Below are 15,062 nucleotides of genomic sequence, written 5' to 3' on the forward strand. Positions count from 1 at the left end.
GCTGTCGCCTGACCGGCATTAATGGCATGGCGACAAAGCAGCCCTATATGGGCGGCATCTGACTAATCTGGTTCGGCGGGGCTTTCCACCATGTGCGGTATCATCGGAATTATCGGTAACGATCAGGTTGCGGAGCGGCTGGTCGACGGCCTCAAGCGGCTGGAATATCGCGGCTATGACAGCGCCGGCGTCGCCACGGTGCATGATGGCATGATCGATCGCCGCCGCGCCGAGGGCAAACTCAACAATCTGGTCAGGGAACTTAGCCAGTCGCCGCTGGCCGGCACCATCGGCATTGCCCATACCCGTTGGGCCACCCATGGCGCGCCGACCACCAGCAATGCCCATCCTCATGCGACCGGCGAAGTGGCGCTGGTCCACAATGGCATCATCGAGAATTTCAAGCCGCTGCGCGATGAGTTGATCGGCCGCGGCCGTACCTTCGACAGCCAGACCGATACCGAGGTCGTCGCCCATCTGGTCAGCGAACTGGTCGAGCAGGGCGCCAGCCCAAAGGATGCCGTGGCCCAGGTGCTGCCGCGCCTGCACGGCGCCTTCGCGCTCGCCATCCTGTTCAAGAGCCATCCCGACATGCTGATCGGCGCGCGCCTCGGCTCGCCACTGGTCGTGGGCTATGGCGATGGCGAGACCTTCCTGGGCTCCGACGCGCTGGCGCTGGCGCCGCTGACCCAGCGCATCGCCTATCTGGAAGAAGGCGATTGGGTCGTCATCACCAAGGACGGCGCCGAAATCTTCGACAAGGACAATGTTCCGGTCGAGCGTCCGGTTACCATCAGCGGCGTGTCCGGCGCGATGATCGACAAGGGCAATCACCGCCACTTCATGCAGAAGGAAATCTATGAGCAGCCGGTCGTCGTGGCCCAGACGCTCAAGGCCTATCTGCAGCGGATGGACGACCGCGTGTCGCTGCCGATCCCCGATTTCGACCTGTCGACCATCCGCCGCGTCACCATCGTCGCCTGCGGCACCAGCTTCTATGCCGGCATGGTCGCGCGCTACTGGTTCGAGCAGTTCGCCCGCGTGCCGGTCGATTTGGATTTCGCTTCCGAGTTCCGCTATCGCGAACCGGTGATGGAGGAGGGCGGCCTCGCCCTCTTCATCAGCCAGTCGGGCGAGACCGCCGACACGCTGGCCGCGCTGCGCTATGCCAAGGCACAGGGGCAGAAGATCGCTGTCGTCGTCAATGTGCCGACCAGCTCGATGGCGCGCGAGGCGGACCTGCTGCTGCCGACCCATGCGGGGCCGGAAATCGGCGTCGCCTCGACCAAGGCCTTCACCTGCCAGCTTGCCGTGCTCGCCGCCTTCGCCGCCAATCTGGCGCGGGCCAAGGGCAAGCTCAGCGCCAAGGACGAGAAGGAAATCGTCCGGCACCTCGCCGAAGCGCCCGCCGCGATCAACGGCGCGCTCGCCTATGACGAGGCGATCGAGGCGATGGCCCATCATATCGTCCCGGCGCGTGACGTCCTCTATCTGGGGCGCGGCACCGACTATCCGCTGGCGCTCGAAGGCGCGCTCAAGCTCAAGGAAATCAGCTATATCCATGCCGAAGGCTATGCCGCCGGAGAGATGAAGCATGGGCCGATCGCGCTGATCGACGAGCTGGTGCCGGTGATCGTGATCGCGCCCAGCGGCCCCTTGTTCGAGAAAACCGTCAGCAACATGCAGGAAGTGCAGGCGCGCGGCGGCAAGGTGGTGCTGATCTCCGACTATGACGGGGTGCAGGCGGCGGGCGAGGGATGCCTTGCCACCATCACCATGCCCAAGGTCCACCCGCTGATCGCGCCGATGGTCTATGCCGTGCCGGTGCAACTGCTCGCCTATCATGTCGCCGTGCTCAAGGGCACGGATGTCGACCAGCCGCGCAACCTGGCAAAGTCCGTCACGGTGGAGTGAGCCGGGCTACCCCTGCCGTCGTGATGGCAGGGGCCTTGGCTGCTCCCGCTTCGATCAGCCACCACCCGGCGAATTATGCCCACCGGCCGGCACCGGTCCGCCGCTCGGCGCGTGGCTGTGGTCGGGATTGCTGTCCCAGTCGATATGATAAAGGTCGAACCGGCGGTCGCGCAGGTTGCGCACCGTGCCTTCGGCCCGTGCCCAGCTCAGATCGGCCAGGTTCACGTCCGCCATCGTCAGCGTCTCGACATTCTCGCTCGCCTCCGCCGCGATGCCGTCGCGGGCGAAGGGCAGGTCGCACGGGGTCAGGATCGCGCTCTGGGCATATTGAATGTCCATATTGTCGACGTTTGGCAGGTTGCCGACATTGCCCGACATCACGACATAGCATTGATTCTCGATCGCCCGGGCCTGCGCGCAATAGCGCACGCGCATATATCCCAGGCGCGAGTCGGTGCAGAAGGGAACGAAGATGATGCGCGCCCCCTGGTCGACCAGGCGCCGAGCCAGTTCGGGAAATTCGCTGTCATAACAGATCAGCACCCCGATCGGTCCGCAGTCGGTCTGGATCACGTCGAGCGCGTCGCCACCCTTGATGTTCCACCAAAAGGCCTCGTTAGGGGTCGGGTGGATCTTTTCCTGGGTGTGGACCGATCCGTCGCGCAGCGCAACATAGGCGATATTCTGGATGTCGCCATCATCGGCGCGGGTCGGGTGCGATCCGCCGATGATGTTGATATTATATTCCAGCGCCATCCGCGTGAGTTCCTTGGTCAGGCGCGGGGTGTAGCCGGTCAGTTTGTCGATCGCCTCGATCGGGTTCAGCTTCTTGGTCTCGAACGAGAGCAGGGGCAGGGTGAACAGCTCGGGGAAGACGATGAAGTCCGACCGGTAATCGGCCGCGACATCGACGAAATATTCGATGTTGCGGATGAACTCGTCGAAATCCTTCACCGCGCGCGCTTGGAGCTGGCAGGTGGCGAGGCGGACGCTCTCCACCCCGCGCGGCACCCGCATCTCCGGCGCCTCGTCCGGGTCGACATAGGGATTGCGCCAGACGAGGTGGGCGGCATGGCCGTCCGACTGCTTGTCTTCGGGCAGGTAATTTTCCAGCACGCCCAGCGGCTCGAACTGGTTCTTGAGCTGAAAGCTGATGACCTGGTCGCGCATCTTGCCGCTGACCACTTTCTCCAGATAGTCGGCCGGGCTGCCGGTGCGGCGCTTGGCCCGGGCATAGCCGGGCATGCGGCCCGCGATGACGATGCCGTGCAGGTCCAGTTCCTCGGCCAGTTCCTTGCGCTCGTCATAGAGGCGCTGGCCGATGCGCAGGCCACGCAGCTTGGGATCGACCGCCATTTCATAGCCATAAAGCCATTCGCCCGCCGCGCTGTGCCGGGTGCCGAAGCCATTGGCGGTGATCTCCTCCCAGTCATGATGGGAAAAGGCCATCGCCTTGCTGACGCGCATGGTGGCGCAATAGCCCACGACCTTGCTGTCATAGAGGGCGACGAAGCAGCCATTGGGGAAATTGTTGATCTGGCCGCGGATCGTGGCCAGCGAATAATTGGGCATGCCGGGATAGGCCCGGGCGATCAGCCGCTGGATGCCGCGCACATCGGCCGGCACCGCCGCCCGGACTTCCAGGCGCTTCTTGGCTGTCGTCGTCATTATTCGCTCCCGTCGCATCGATCCGAAAAGGAAAAGGCGGCGCCGGGATGCGGCGCCGCCTCGTTCCGTTTCCGTATTGAAAGCTTCAGGAAGCGATCAGTTCCGGCAGAAGGCCCTTATCAGGCCCACTTGGCCATTTCGGCTTCCAGGTTGACGCGGATCTGCTCGAAGAACTGCTCCGTGGTCATCCAGGCCTGTTCCGGGCCGATCAGCAGCGCCAGATCCTTGGTCATCGCGCCGCTCTCGACGGTCTTGATGCAGACCTGCTCCAGCGTCTCGGCGAACTTGGTGACTTCGGGGGTGCCGTCGAACTTGCCGCGGAACGACAGGCCCTGGGTCCAGGCGAAGATCGAGGCGATCGGGTTGGTCGAGGTCGCCTTGCCCTGCTGGTGCTGGCGATAGTGACGGGTGACGGTGCCGTGCGCGGCTTCGGCTTCCACGGTCTTGCCGTCGGGCGAGAGCAGGACGGAGGTCATCAGGCCGAGCGAGCCGAAGCCCTGGGCCACGGTGTCGGACTGGACGTCGCCGTCATAATTCTTGCACGCCCAGACGAACTTGCCGCTCCACTTCAGCGCCGATGCGACCATGTCGTCGATCAGGCGATGTTCGTAGATGATGCCCTTGGCCTTGAACGCTTCGGCGAATTCGGCGTCGAACACTTCCTGGAACAGGTCCTTGAAGCGGCCGTCATAGGCCTTGAGGATGGTGTTCTTGGTCGACAGGTACAGCGGCCATCCACGGTCGAGCGCATAGTTCATGCTGGCGCGGGCGAAATCGCGGATCGAATCGTCGAGATTGTACATGCCCATGGCAACGCCGGCCGAGGGGAAGTCGAACACGTCCTTCTCGATCTTCTCGCCATTTTCGCCGTCCCAGATCATGCGCAGCTTGCCGGCGCTGGGGACGACGAAGTCGGTCGCCTTATACTGGTCGCCAAAGGCATGGCGGCCGATGACGATCGGGTCGGTCCAGCCCGGCACCAGGCGGGGGACATTCTTGATGACGATCGGCTCGCGGAACACGACGCCGCCCAGGATGTTACGGATCGTGCCGTTGGGCGAGCGCCACATCTGCTTGAGGTTGAATTCCTCGACGCGCGCTTCGTCCGGGGTGATGGTGGCGCACTTCACGCCGACGCCATATTGCTTGATCGCGTTGGCGCAGTCGACGGTGATCTGGTCGTTGGTCTCGTCGCGCTTCTCGACCGAAAGATCGTAATATTTCAGATCGATGTCGAGATAGGGCTTGATCAGACGCTCACGGATCCATTCCCAGATGATGCGGGTCATTTCGTCGCCGTCGATTTCCACGACGGGGTTTTTCACCTTGATCTTCGCCATAGCGCCTATTCGCCTTCTTCTCTTGGGTGGAATTATGGGGACGCCCTAGGCAAAGCGGCGCCAATGTTCAACCTTCGACCACCGGTTTTACGGCCGATCATGCGAGGCATGCGCAAGACTGTTGTGCGAAGCCTGTGCGTACGGGGAGCGAAGGGCCGGGATCGTCGTTGTCAGGATCAATGTCTCCCCCTAAAGACGGTGCCCATGGAAAATGACGAGATCACGATTGCCGCAGGCGGCAATGTCAAATGGCGCTTCCCTTCGGTCCATCCCGAGGGGGTGAAGTTCGGCGCGATCGCGGCGGCGATCACCGGCCTGTTCTTCGTGATGGGCTGGGAAATTCTCGGCTGGCTGATGCTGATGGTCACCATCTGGGTGCTGGCCTTCTTCCGCGATCCGATCCGCGCCGTGCCGCAGGATGAAGGTGCGATCATCGCCCCGGCCGATGGCCTGGTGACCTTGATCCAGCGCGTGCCCCCGCCGCGTGAAATGGCCGGCCCGGACGGTCTGGGCGACCAGCCGATGATCCGCGTCTCGATCTTCATGAGCGTATTCGACGTCCATATCAACCGCACGCCGATCGGTGGTACGGTAAAGGCGGTCACCTATATTTCGGGCAAGTTCCTCAACGCCGATCTCGACAAGGCGAGCGAGGATAATGAGCGCCAGCATATTCTGGTCGAACGGCATGACGGGCTGCGCATCGGCTTTACCCAGATCGCCGGCCTGGTCGCGCGCCGCATCGTACCCTTTGTGAAGCCGGGCGACATGGTCGCGGCCGGCCAGCGCATCGGCCTCATCCGCTTCGGCAGCCGTGTCGATGTCTATCTGCCCGTCGGCGTCGCGCCGCGCGTGATCCTGGGCCAGCGCACCGTCGCGGGCGAGACGATCCTGGGGCAGATCGGCGATCGCCGCGTCATCGCGGGCATCCAGCAGTGAGGCAGCGTCGCGCCGTTCCGCGCGGGCTACGGCGCGGCATCACGCTGCGCATGCTGGCGCCCAATGCGGTGACGGCGATGGCGCTCTGCTTCGGCCTGACCGGCGTGCGCTATGGCATATCAGGTGATTGGGAACGGGCGGTATTGTCCATCCTGTTCGCTGGCGTGCTCGATGGCCTTGACGGCCGGATCGCCCGGTTGCTGCGGGGCGAAAGCCGATTTGGTGCCGAACTGGATTCGCTGTCCGATTCGATCGCCTTCGGCGTCGCGCCCGCGCTGATCCTCTATCTCTGGTCGCTGCACGCCATGCCGAAATTCGGCTGGATCTTCGCACTGGCCCATGCGCTGTCCTGCGCACTGCGCCTGGCGCGCTTCAACGCCAATATCGATGTCGAGGAACAGCCGCACAAATCGGCCGGTTTCCTGACCGGCGTGCCGGCGCCGGCCGGCGCGGGGCTCACCTTCGTGCCGCTCTATCTGTGGCTGGTAAGCGGCGAGGAGATTTTCCGCGCCTGGTATGTGGTCGCGCCCTGGACTGCCTTCGTCGCTTTCCTGATGATCTCCAACATCGCCACCTATAGCTGGTCGGCGTTGCGGCTACGCAAGCGCATCCGGCTGGAACTGATCGCGCTTGTCGGCTTGCTGGCCGCCGCGCTTGCAACCCAGCCCTGGCTGACCCTGTTGCTGATCTGCGGCGTCTATGTGTTGCTGATCCCGTTCGGCATCCTGTCCTACGCCAAGGTGCGCAAGCCGCCTGCCACCATTTGAGGCTGGCGCCCTGTTCAGGCGGCGAGGATGCCGCCGGGCAGGGGGGTGGCGCGCGCTGGCTGGTGCGCGCGGTTCCGCCGGATCCGGATATGATAGACCGGCGGGGTCTGTGGGATCGGCTCGAACAACAGGGCGGCCACCATCTTCTGATGGTAAAGGGCGAACATCCAGGTGATGGTAGCGGCCGCCAGCAGGAAGGCGGCGGAGAAAATGGTCGCTGCAACAATGGTGAACATGGCCGCTGACTTTCTATCTTGCCATTTGCACACTTAGGCGCACTATGCCGATGCAAACGGGCTTTTACCGTGTTTGTTCCACTTGTTCACTTTATGTTCTCGTTTTGAGGGCGAGTCAACCCCTTGCGCAATTGGGTCGGGGCAGGTAAAGGCGCGCCCATTCCACATGGGAATCGACATATCCGGTGCCGGCGGCGTCTTAGAGGCGCTCCAAGGTTCCTGATTCCCAGAGGTAGCAACCGGAAGGAGAAATATTATGGCGACTCCCGTCGTCACCATGCAGCAATTGATCGAGGCTGGCGCCCACTTCGGCCACCAGACCCACCGCTGGAACCCGCGGATGAAGCCGTACATCTTCGGCGACCGCAACGGCATCCACATCCTTGACCTGTCGCAGACCGTGCCGCTCTTCGCGCGCGCTCTCGACTTCGTGTCGGCCACCGTCGCCGGCGGCGGCAAGGTTCTGTTCGTCGGCACCAAGCGCCAGGCCCAGGATCCGATCGCCGAAGCCGCTCGCAAGTCGGGCCAGCACTTCGTCAACCATCGCTGGCTGGGCGGTATGCTCACCAACTGGAAGACCATTTCGGGCTCGATCAAGCGCCTGAAGACCCTTGAGGAAAAGCTGTCGGGCGATACCCACGGCTTCACCAAGAAGGAAGTCCTCCAGATGACCCGCGAGCGCGAGAAGCTGGAACTGTCGCTGGGCGGCATCCGTGACATGAACGGCATCCCCGATGTCATGTTCGTGATCGACGCCAACAAGGAAGAGCTGGCGATCAAGGAAGCCAACACCCTGGGTATCCCGGTTGTTGCCATCCTCGATTCGAACGTCTCGCCCGACGGCATTGCCTTCCCGGTTCCCGCGAACGATGACGCCAGCCGCGCCATCCGCCTCTACTGCGACGCCATCGCCGCCGCCGCCACCAAGGGCAACCGTGGTGCGCAGCAGGCTTCGGGCATCGATCTGGGCGCTCTGGACGAGCCGCTGGCTGAAGAAGTCGCCGCCGAAGCCTAAGCGCGTCGCACGACTGCAAAGTTGACAGGCTAGGGCGCGCTCCAGAAGGAACGCGCCCTAGTGCTTATCTAAGACCTGCTTATTTAACCCCTTTGAATTTAGGAGCCTCAACATGGCCGAGATTACCGCTGCTGCCGTCAAGGAACTGCGCGACCGTTCGGGCGCGGGCATGATGGACTGCAAGAAGGCCCTCACCGAAGCCAATGGCGACATCGAAGCGGCAACCGACTGGCTGCGTGCCAAGGGTCTGGCCGCCGCCCAGAAGAAGTCGAGCCGCACCGCCGCTGAAGGTCTGGTCGGCGTTGCCGTCGCCGGCACCAAGGGCGTCGCCGTCGAAGTGAACAGCGAAACCGACTTCGTTGCCAAGAACGACCAGTTCCAGGACTTCGTCCGTACCGTGTCGACCGTCGCGCTGGAATCGGGCGCTGCTGACGCAGAAGCGCTGGCTGGCCAGGCTCACCCCGCCGGCGGCACCATCAGCGAGAAGCTGGTCGCCAACATCGCCACCATCGGCGAGAACCAGAATCTGCGTCGCGTCGCCCATGTCGAAGTGACCGAAGGCGTCGTTGTGCCCTACGTGCACAACGCGGCTGCTCCGGGCCTCGGCAAGATCGGCGTGCTCGTTGCGCTCGAAGGCGATGCGCCTGCTGACGTGCTGGAGCCGCTGGGCAAGCAGCTGGCCATGCACATCGCCGCAGCCTTCCCGCTGGCCCTGTCGGCTGACGACATCGATCCGGCCCTGCTGGAGCGTGAGCGCGCGATCGCGACTGAAAAGGCCGCTGAATCCGGCAAGCCCGCCGAAATCGTTGCCAAGATGGTCGACGGTGCCGTCGCGAAGTTCGCCAAGGAACAGGCTCTGCTCTCGCAGCTGTTCGTGATGGACAACAAGACCCCGGTCGCCGACGTCGTTGCCAAGGCAGCCAAGGATGCCGGCAAGTCGATCACCCTCAAGTCCTATGTCCGCTTCCAGCTGGGCGAGGGCATCGAGAAGGAAGTCAGCGACTTCGCCGCCGAAGTGGCTGCCGCCGCCGGCGTCTGATCGCCGATCGAGCGCAAGCAAAGGGAAGGGGCGTCCTGCGGGGCGCCCTTTTTCTGTTTCGCTTGCGGGCGAGCATGTGTTCGCTATCGTGATGTGTCATGGGATCGAAGCAACGCACGACATCGCTGCCGCCGCCATATCTGAAGCGCGTCTGGCTGAGGGACGACGATCCTGATCGGGCGCCCGACTGGGGGCATTATCCCTTCAACGTTCCCGTCATTCGCAACGGCGGCTTGGATTTCCATTTTTCCAGGCCGGTAACGATTCTGGTTGGCGAAAATGGGACCGGCAAATCGACCCTGCTCGAGGCGATCGCCAAACTGGCAGGGTTTAGCGATTCCGGCGGTGCGCAGGGGATGCGAGCGGTGGATGATGCGCCAGCATCCGGCCGCGATGCTGGCGCGCTGGCCGCGCATTTGCGCGGTGCATGGTTGCCGCAGGTGAAGCAGGGCTGGTTCTTCCGGGCGGAGACTTTCTTCTCCGTGGCGCGCTATCTGGATGAGGTGGCCGTCGACGTGGGGGCTGTCGGTCCTCAATATTTGCGTGCGTCCCATGGTGAGGGATTTTTCGATTTCTTTGCGGAACGTATGGAGCGGCAGGGTCTCTTCATATTAGATGAGCCAGAATCTGCCCTCTCGCCGCAACGTCAATTCGAGTTTCTGAAGCTGCTGCGCCGAATTCAGCGTGCTGACAATGCGCAGGTCATCATGGCGACCCACTCGCCTATCCTGATGGCACTGCCGGACGCTGACTTGTGGCATGTCGATAGTTATGGCGTCAGGCCCGTCGCTCTGGAGGATACGCCGCACTTCCGACTCTACCGCGAATTCATGCTCTATCCACAGGAAACGGTCGAAGCGATGATTGAGTGAGGTTCGTTGGAGCATCATCGCACAAACGCCCCTTGGCATCCCGGTTTCGCGCCTCTAATGTCCCGGCCGCTTTCCCCCGCCCAATAAAGGATTCTTGCCCCACATGACCCGGCCAGCCTTCAAGCGTATCCTGCTGAAACTGTCGGGCGAGGTGCTGATGGGATCGGGCCAGTTCGGCATCGATCCCGAGACCGTCGATCGTGTCGCGGGTGAGATCGCCGCCGCGAAGGATGCGGGTTTCGAGCTGTGCGTGGTCGTCGGCGGCGGCAATATCTTCCGCGGCCTGGCCGGCGCGGCCAAGGGCTTCGATCGTACCAGTGCCGACTATATGGGCATGCTTGCGACCGTCATGAACGCACTTGCCGTGCAGAATGCGCTGGAAAAGATCGGTTGCGACACCCGCGTCCAGTCAGCCATCCCGATGGCATCGGTGTGCGAGCCCTATATTCGGCGCAAGGCCGTGCGGCACATGGAAAAGGGCCGGATCGTCATCTTCGCGGCCGGCACCGGCAACCCCTTCTTCACCACCGACACCACGGCGGCCCTGCGCGCGGCGGAAATGAACTGCGACGCGCTGTTCAAGGGCACCAGTGTCGATGGCATCTATGACGCCGATCCCAAGAAGGTGGCCGACGCCACCCGCTATGAAGAGATCAGCTTCGACCAGGTGCTGACCGATAATCTCAAGGTCATGGATGCCAGCGCGATCGCGCTGTGCCGTGAAAATCATATTCCCATCGTCGTGTTCAACATCCGCGAGGAAGGCAACCTTGCCAAGGTGCTGGAAGGCCAGGGTGTCGCGACGATCGTGCAAAATCAGGAGCGCTGAAAAATGGCCCAATATGACAAGTCTGACCTCGAACGCCGCATGGCCGGCGCGATCGAAGCGCTCAAGGGCGATCTGACCGGACTGCGCACCGGCCGTGCCAATGTCCAGCTGCTCGATCCCGTCATGGTCACCGTCTATGGTGCCAACATGCCGCTGAACCAGGTTGCTACCGTGTCGGCGCCCGAGCCGCGCATGCTGTCGGTCCAGGTCTGGGACAAGACCAATGTCGGGCCGGTCGACAAGGCGATTCGTTCGGCGGGCCTGGGTCTCAACCCGATCGTCGATGGACAGACGCTGCGCCTGCCGATTCCCGATCTGACCGAGGAGCGCCGCAAGGAACTGGCCAAGCTCGCCAGCAAATATGCCGAAGGTGCCCGAGTTGCCGTCCGCAACGTCCGCCGCGACGGTATGGACAGCCTGAAGACCGACGAGAAGAAGGGCGAAATCAGCGAGGACGAGCGCAAGCGCCTGGAAACCGAGGTCCAGAAGCTGACCGACAGCACGATCGCGGACATCGATGCGGCCGCTTCGGCCAAGGAAAAGGAAATCCTCGGCCAGTAAGCCGGGGCTTTCCTTTCGCGGCCGAAGCACGCATTCCTATCTGATGGCCACACAAGCCAAGCCCGATCTTACCAGCGCGGCGCCTGCCCATGGTGCGCGCCACGTTGCCATCATCATGGACGGCAATGGTCGCTGGGCGAAGAAGCGGCTGTTGCCGCGCATCGCAGGTCACCGCGCCGGCGTGGAGGCGGTGCGCCGCGTCGCGCGTGCCGCCCAGGATATTGGCCTGGAATGCCTGACGCTCTATGCCTTTTCCTCGGAAAACTGGAAGCGTCCGGCAACCGAGGTGGCAGACCTGATGGGGCTGCTGCGCCATTTCATCCAGTCGGACATTGACGAGTTTCACGCCAATGGTGTGCGGCTGCGGGTGATCGGCAATTATCGTGCGCTTGATCCGGTGTTGGTGGACCTGATCGATCGGGCGATGGTGCGCACGGCGGCGAACAGCGGCCCGGTTATCGCGATCGCGCTCAACTATGGCGCGCAGGACGAGATGGTGCGGGCTGCGCAGCGCCTGGCCGAACGGGTGGCGCGTGGCGAACTGGCGGCCCAGGACATTGGCGTCGACGCGATCGATGCTGAACTGGACACGGCGGATCTGCCTCCGCTGGATCTCCTTATCCGCACCTCGGGGGAGCATCGGCTCAGCAATTTCATGCTGTGGCAGGCGGCCTATGCGGAACTCTATTTCACCGACACGCTCTGGCCCGATTTCGACGGCCGCGCACTGGCCGAGGCGCTCGACGCTTTCCGCCTGAGGGACCGCCGTTTCGGCGGACTGTGATTGATATGGCAAGCGAATTGCGTACCCGCACCATCGTCGGTCTTGGCCTGATCGCGCTCGCGGCCGGTGCGCTGATCTTTGGCGGCTTTTTCTTCTGGATGCTGCTGGCGATCGCGGGCGTGTTGATGCAGGGCGAATGGGGCGATCTGACCGGGGCGCCGCGCGAGCATCGGCAGCTGGCGATGTATGCGGTGTCGGTGCCGTTGGCGATTCTCTGCCCGCTCGCGGCGGGCGTGTCCTGGCTGGGCTTCGCGCTGACGATGGCGGCCTTCTTCTTCACCCTGCTCGCCGGTCGCTCGCTCAAGCTGGCGCTGGGGATTTTCTATATCTGCGTGCCGGTCATGGCGCTGCTGTATCTGCGCGGGCAGCAGCCCGACGGCCATGGCCTGCTGCTCGCCTTCTGGGCATTGGGGCTGGTCTGGGCGACCGATATCGGCGCCTATTTCGCCGGTCGCTCGATCGGCGGTCCGAAGCTGGCGCCGCGCATCAGCCCGTCCAAGACATGGTCGGGCCTTGGCGGCGGCGTGCTCGCCGCGCTGCTGACCGGCTTCCTGCTCTATCGTTTTGCCGACCTGCCGATCCAACTGGCGGCGGCCAGCGGCCTGCTCGCGGTGGCGGCGCAACTGGGCGACCTGCTCGAAAGCGCGATGAAGCGCCGCGCCGGGGTCAAGGACAGTGGCAAGCTCCTGCCCGGCCATGGCGGGGTGATGGACCGGCTCGATGGCGTGGTCGCGGCTGCGCCGCTCGCGGCGCTGCTCTATCTGGTGCTGGCTGGCGCCTGATGCGCACCGTGTCCATTTTTGGCGCGACCGGTTCCGTCGGCATGTCGACGCTCGACCTGATCGGCCGTGAACCCGAAGCCTATGAAGTCGTCGCGCTGACCGCCCATCGCGATGTCGCCGGGCTGGCCGCCGCTGCCCGTTCGGTTGGCGCCCGGATCGCGGTGGTGGCTGATGAAGCGCAATATGGCGCGCTCAAGGATGCGCTGGCCGGATCGAGTGTCGAGCCAGCCGCTGGCGTCGACGCGCTGGTCGACGCTGCCTCGGCCGGGGCGGACTGGACGATGGCGGCGATTGTCGGCTGCGCCGGGCTCAAGCCGACCATCGCCGCGCTCGAAGCGGGCGGCACCGTTGCGCTCGCCAACAAGGAATCGCTGGTCTCGGCGGGCGCGCTGATGATGCAGGCGGCGAGCGCATCGGGGGCGACGCTGTTGCCGGTCGATAGCGAGCATAATGCGATCTTCCAGTGCCTGGCCGGCAGTCGTCTGGATGATGTCGCGCGCATCACCCTGACCGCCAGTGGCGGCCCGTTCCGTACCCTTGGTTATGAGGATATGCGCGCCATCACCCCGGCGCAGGCGGTCGCCCATCCCAACTGGTCGATGGGGGCCAAGATCAGCGTCGACAGCGCGACGATGATGAACAAGGGGCTCGAACTGATCGAGGCGGCCCATCTCTTCCCGATCGGGCTCGATCGGATCGAGATCTTGGTCCACCCCCAGTCGGTGATCCATTCGATGGTCGAATATCGCGATCGTTCCACCCTTGCGCAGCTCGGCTCGCCGGACATGCGCATCCCGATCGCCCATGCGCTCGCCTGGCCCGCGCGAATCGCCACCCCCTGTCAGCCGCTGGACCTGGCCCGGATCGGGCGGCTCGATTTTGAACTTCCCGATGACCGGCGTTTCCCGGCGCTGCGGCTGGCGCGCGCCGCTGCGCAGGCGGCGGATGCGTCTGCCGCCATCCTCAATGCCGCCAACGAAGTCGCTGTGGCGGCCTTCCTTGCCGGGCGCATCGGCTTCCTTGATATCGCCATGATTGTGGAGGATGTTCTGAACCGCTATAGCGCGCCGGTGCCTGCATCGATGGACGATGTCCTGCATGCCGACGCAACGGCGCGGATTATGGCAGGCGAAGTGATGGAAAGATTGACGGTTTGATCCACAATCCCGGTTTCCTGTTGACCATTGTCGCTTTCGTGGCGGTCATCGGGCCGCTCGTCTTCGTGCACGAACTGGGTCATTATCTGGTCGGGCGCTGGTGCGGCGTGAAGGCGGAAGCCTTTTCGATCGGCTTTGGACCGGAAATTTTCGCCTGGGTCGATAAGCGGGGGACGCGCTGGCGGCTCGCGGCGCTGCCGCTGGGCGGCTATGTTCGCTTCAAGGGCGATATGAACGCTGCCAGCCAGACCGATCCCAAATGGCTGGAAATGTCGGTGCAGGACCGCAGCGAGAGCTTTCCGGCCAAGCCGCTCTGGCAGCGTGCGGCGATCGTCGCCGCCGGCCCCGCGATCAATTTCCTCTTTGCCATCCTGATCCTGGCCGCCTTCGCCTTCCTGCATGGCGAAAGCCGCACGCCGGCGGTGGCGGGTATGGTCCAGCCCGGCAGCGCCGCCGCCGCCGCCGGTATCCAGCCGGGCGACCGTATCGTCTCGCTCAACGGGCGAGCGATGCACACCTTCGACGATATTCGCCTTTATGCCCAGATCCGCCCCGGCGAGCCGGTGACGATCCTGCTGGACCGCAAGGGGCAGGTGATCGAGAAGCAGGGCCATGTCGGCGCGGTCAGCGAGGATGATGGTTTCGGCAACAAGTTCCGCATCGGGCGTCTGGGACTGGCACCGGGCAAGCCGGTGATCGAGCCGGTCAGCCTGCTGCGTGCGCCCGTCGTCGCAGTCGAACGCACCGGCCAGATCATTCGTACCATGGTGGAAACGCTGGGTCAGGTGATCGGCGGCGATCGCTCGGTCAAGGAACTTGGCGGGCCGCTCAAGATCGCCCAGGTCTCCGGGCAGGCCGCGACGCTGGGGCTGGAAAGCTTCATCTTCTTCGTCGCCCTCATCTCGATTAACTTGGGGTTCATCAACCTCTTGCCAATTCCGATGCTGGATGGCGGGCACCTGCTCTTTTACGGGGTCGAGGCGGTGCAGCGCAGGCCGGTCAGCGCACAGGTGCAGGACTGGGCCTATCGGTCCGGCCTGGCGCTGCTGATGACCGTGATGTTGCTGGTGACTTTCAACGATTTGTCGTCTTTCGGATTGTGGGAGCGGCTGTCCGGCTTGATCGGCTGAGCCGCATCGGGCAGGGAAGGCGCGGTTCG

At 63.8% G+C, this 15,062-nt stretch carries 15 protein-coding genes; 12 read left to right on the plus strand and 3 right to left on the minus strand.

Annotated features, from left to right (window positions below; translation table 11 throughout):
* Positions 1-90: 90 nt before the first annotated feature.
* Positions 91-1,914 (plus strand): glutamine--fructose-6-phosphate transaminase (isomerizing), encoded by a 1,824-nt coding sequence (gene glmS, locus PMI04_RS06840; RefSeq protein ID WP_007709913.1) that lies wholly within the window; start codon positions 91-93, stop codon positions 1,912-1,914.
* 54 nt (positions 1,915-1,968) lie between these two features.
* Here the strand turns inward: glmS and PMI04_RS06845 are convergent, their stop codons facing one another.
* Entirely contained in the window at positions 1,969-3,582 is a 1,614-nt protein-coding gene (locus PMI04_RS06845; protein ID WP_007709916.1) for a carbon-nitrogen hydrolase family protein, read from the minus strand.
* Positions 3,583-3,701: 119 nt separating this feature from the next.
* Positions 3,702-4,922 carry an NADP-dependent isocitrate dehydrogenase gene (locus tag PMI04_RS06850; RefSeq protein ID WP_007709919.1) on the minus strand — a complete coding sequence of 407 codons (1,221 nt, stop codon included), beginning with the start codon at positions 4,920-4,922 and terminating at the stop codon, positions 3,702-3,704.
* A gap of 204 nt (positions 4,923-5,126) precedes the next feature.
* Here PMI04_RS06850 and PMI04_RS06855 point away from each other — a divergent pair, with 204 nt between their 5' ends.
* Both PMI04_RS06855 and PMI04_RS06860 read left to right on the plus strand, forming a co-directional pair.
* The gene (locus tag PMI04_RS06855) at positions 5,127-5,861 is read left to right on the plus strand and encodes a phosphatidylserine decarboxylase (RefSeq protein ID WP_007709923.1); all 735 of its coding nucleotides are present in this window, start codon (positions 5,127-5,129) and stop codon (positions 5,859-5,861) included.
* Positions 5,858-6,628: a phosphatidylcholine/phosphatidylserine synthase gene (locus PMI04_RS06860; protein ID WP_037486411.1), complete on the plus strand. Its 771-nt coding sequence runs from the start codon at positions 5,858-5,860 to the stop codon at positions 6,626-6,628. Before PMI04_RS06855 ends, PMI04_RS06860 begins: the two co-directional genes overlap by 4 nt.
* 14 nt (positions 6,629-6,642) lie before the next feature.
* Here the strand turns inward: PMI04_RS06860 and PMI04_RS06865 are convergent, their stop codons facing one another.
* The gene (locus PMI04_RS06865; RefSeq protein WP_007709929.1) at positions 6,643-6,864 is read right to left on the minus strand and encodes a hypothetical protein; all 222 of its coding nucleotides are present in this window, start codon (positions 6,862-6,864) and stop codon (positions 6,643-6,645) included.
* Positions 6,865-7,120: 256 nt separating this feature from the next.
* Here PMI04_RS06865 and rpsB point away from each other — a divergent pair, with 256 nt between their 5' ends.
* From rpsB to rseP, 9 genes are all read left to right on the plus strand, one after another.
* A complete protein-coding gene (rpsB, locus tag PMI04_RS06870; protein ID WP_007709931.1) occupies positions 7,121-7,879 on the plus strand; it encodes a 30S ribosomal protein S2 in 759 nt (252 codons plus the stop codon).
* A gap of 112 nt (positions 7,880-7,991) precedes the next feature.
* On the plus strand, positions 7,992-8,918 hold the full coding sequence (gene tsf / locus PMI04_RS06875) for a translation elongation factor Ts (protein ID WP_007709932.1): 927 nt from the start codon (positions 7,992-7,994) through the stop codon (positions 8,916-8,918).
* A 98-nt stretch (positions 8,919-9,016) separates the two neighbouring features.
* Entirely contained in the window at positions 9,017-9,790 is a 774-nt protein-coding gene (locus PMI04_RS06880) for an AAA family ATPase (protein ID WP_007709933.1), read from the plus strand.
* A 103-nt stretch (positions 9,791-9,893) separates the two neighbouring features.
* Entirely contained in the window at positions 9,894-10,619 is a 726-nt protein-coding gene (pyrH, locus tag PMI04_RS06885; RefSeq protein WP_007709934.1) for a UMP kinase, read from the plus strand.
* A gap of 3 nt (positions 10,620-10,622) precedes the next feature.
* Entirely contained in the window at positions 10,623-11,180 is a 558-nt protein-coding gene (gene frr, locus PMI04_RS06890) for a ribosome recycling factor (RefSeq protein WP_007709935.1), read from the plus strand.
* 43 nt (positions 11,181-11,223) lie between these two features.
* Positions 11,224-11,964 carry an isoprenyl transferase gene (locus PMI04_RS06895; RefSeq protein WP_007709936.1) on the plus strand — a complete coding sequence of 247 codons (741 nt, stop codon included), beginning with the start codon at positions 11,224-11,226 and terminating at the stop codon, positions 11,962-11,964.
* A 5-nt stretch (positions 11,965-11,969) separates the two neighbouring features.
* A complete protein-coding gene (locus PMI04_RS06900) occupies positions 11,970-12,746 on the plus strand; it encodes a phosphatidate cytidylyltransferase (protein WP_007709937.1) in 777 nt (258 codons plus the stop codon).
* On the plus strand, positions 12,746-13,903 hold the full coding sequence (locus PMI04_RS06905; RefSeq protein WP_007709938.1) for a 1-deoxy-D-xylulose-5-phosphate reductoisomerase: 1,158 nt from the start codon (positions 12,746-12,748) through the stop codon (positions 13,901-13,903). Before PMI04_RS06900 ends, PMI04_RS06905 begins: the two co-directional genes overlap by 1 nt.
* Positions 13,900-15,033 carry an RIP metalloprotease RseP gene (gene rseP, locus PMI04_RS06910; RefSeq protein WP_007709940.1) on the plus strand — a complete coding sequence of 378 codons (1,134 nt, stop codon included), beginning with the start codon at positions 13,900-13,902 and terminating at the stop codon, positions 15,031-15,033. Before PMI04_RS06905 ends, rseP begins: the two co-directional genes overlap by 4 nt.
* Positions 15,034-15,062: the final 29 nt, after the last annotated feature.

The sequence above is a fragment of the Sphingobium sp. AP49 genome (assembly GCF_000281715.2).
GTDB lineage: Bacteria > Pseudomonadota > Alphaproteobacteria > Sphingomonadales > Sphingomonadaceae > Sphingobium.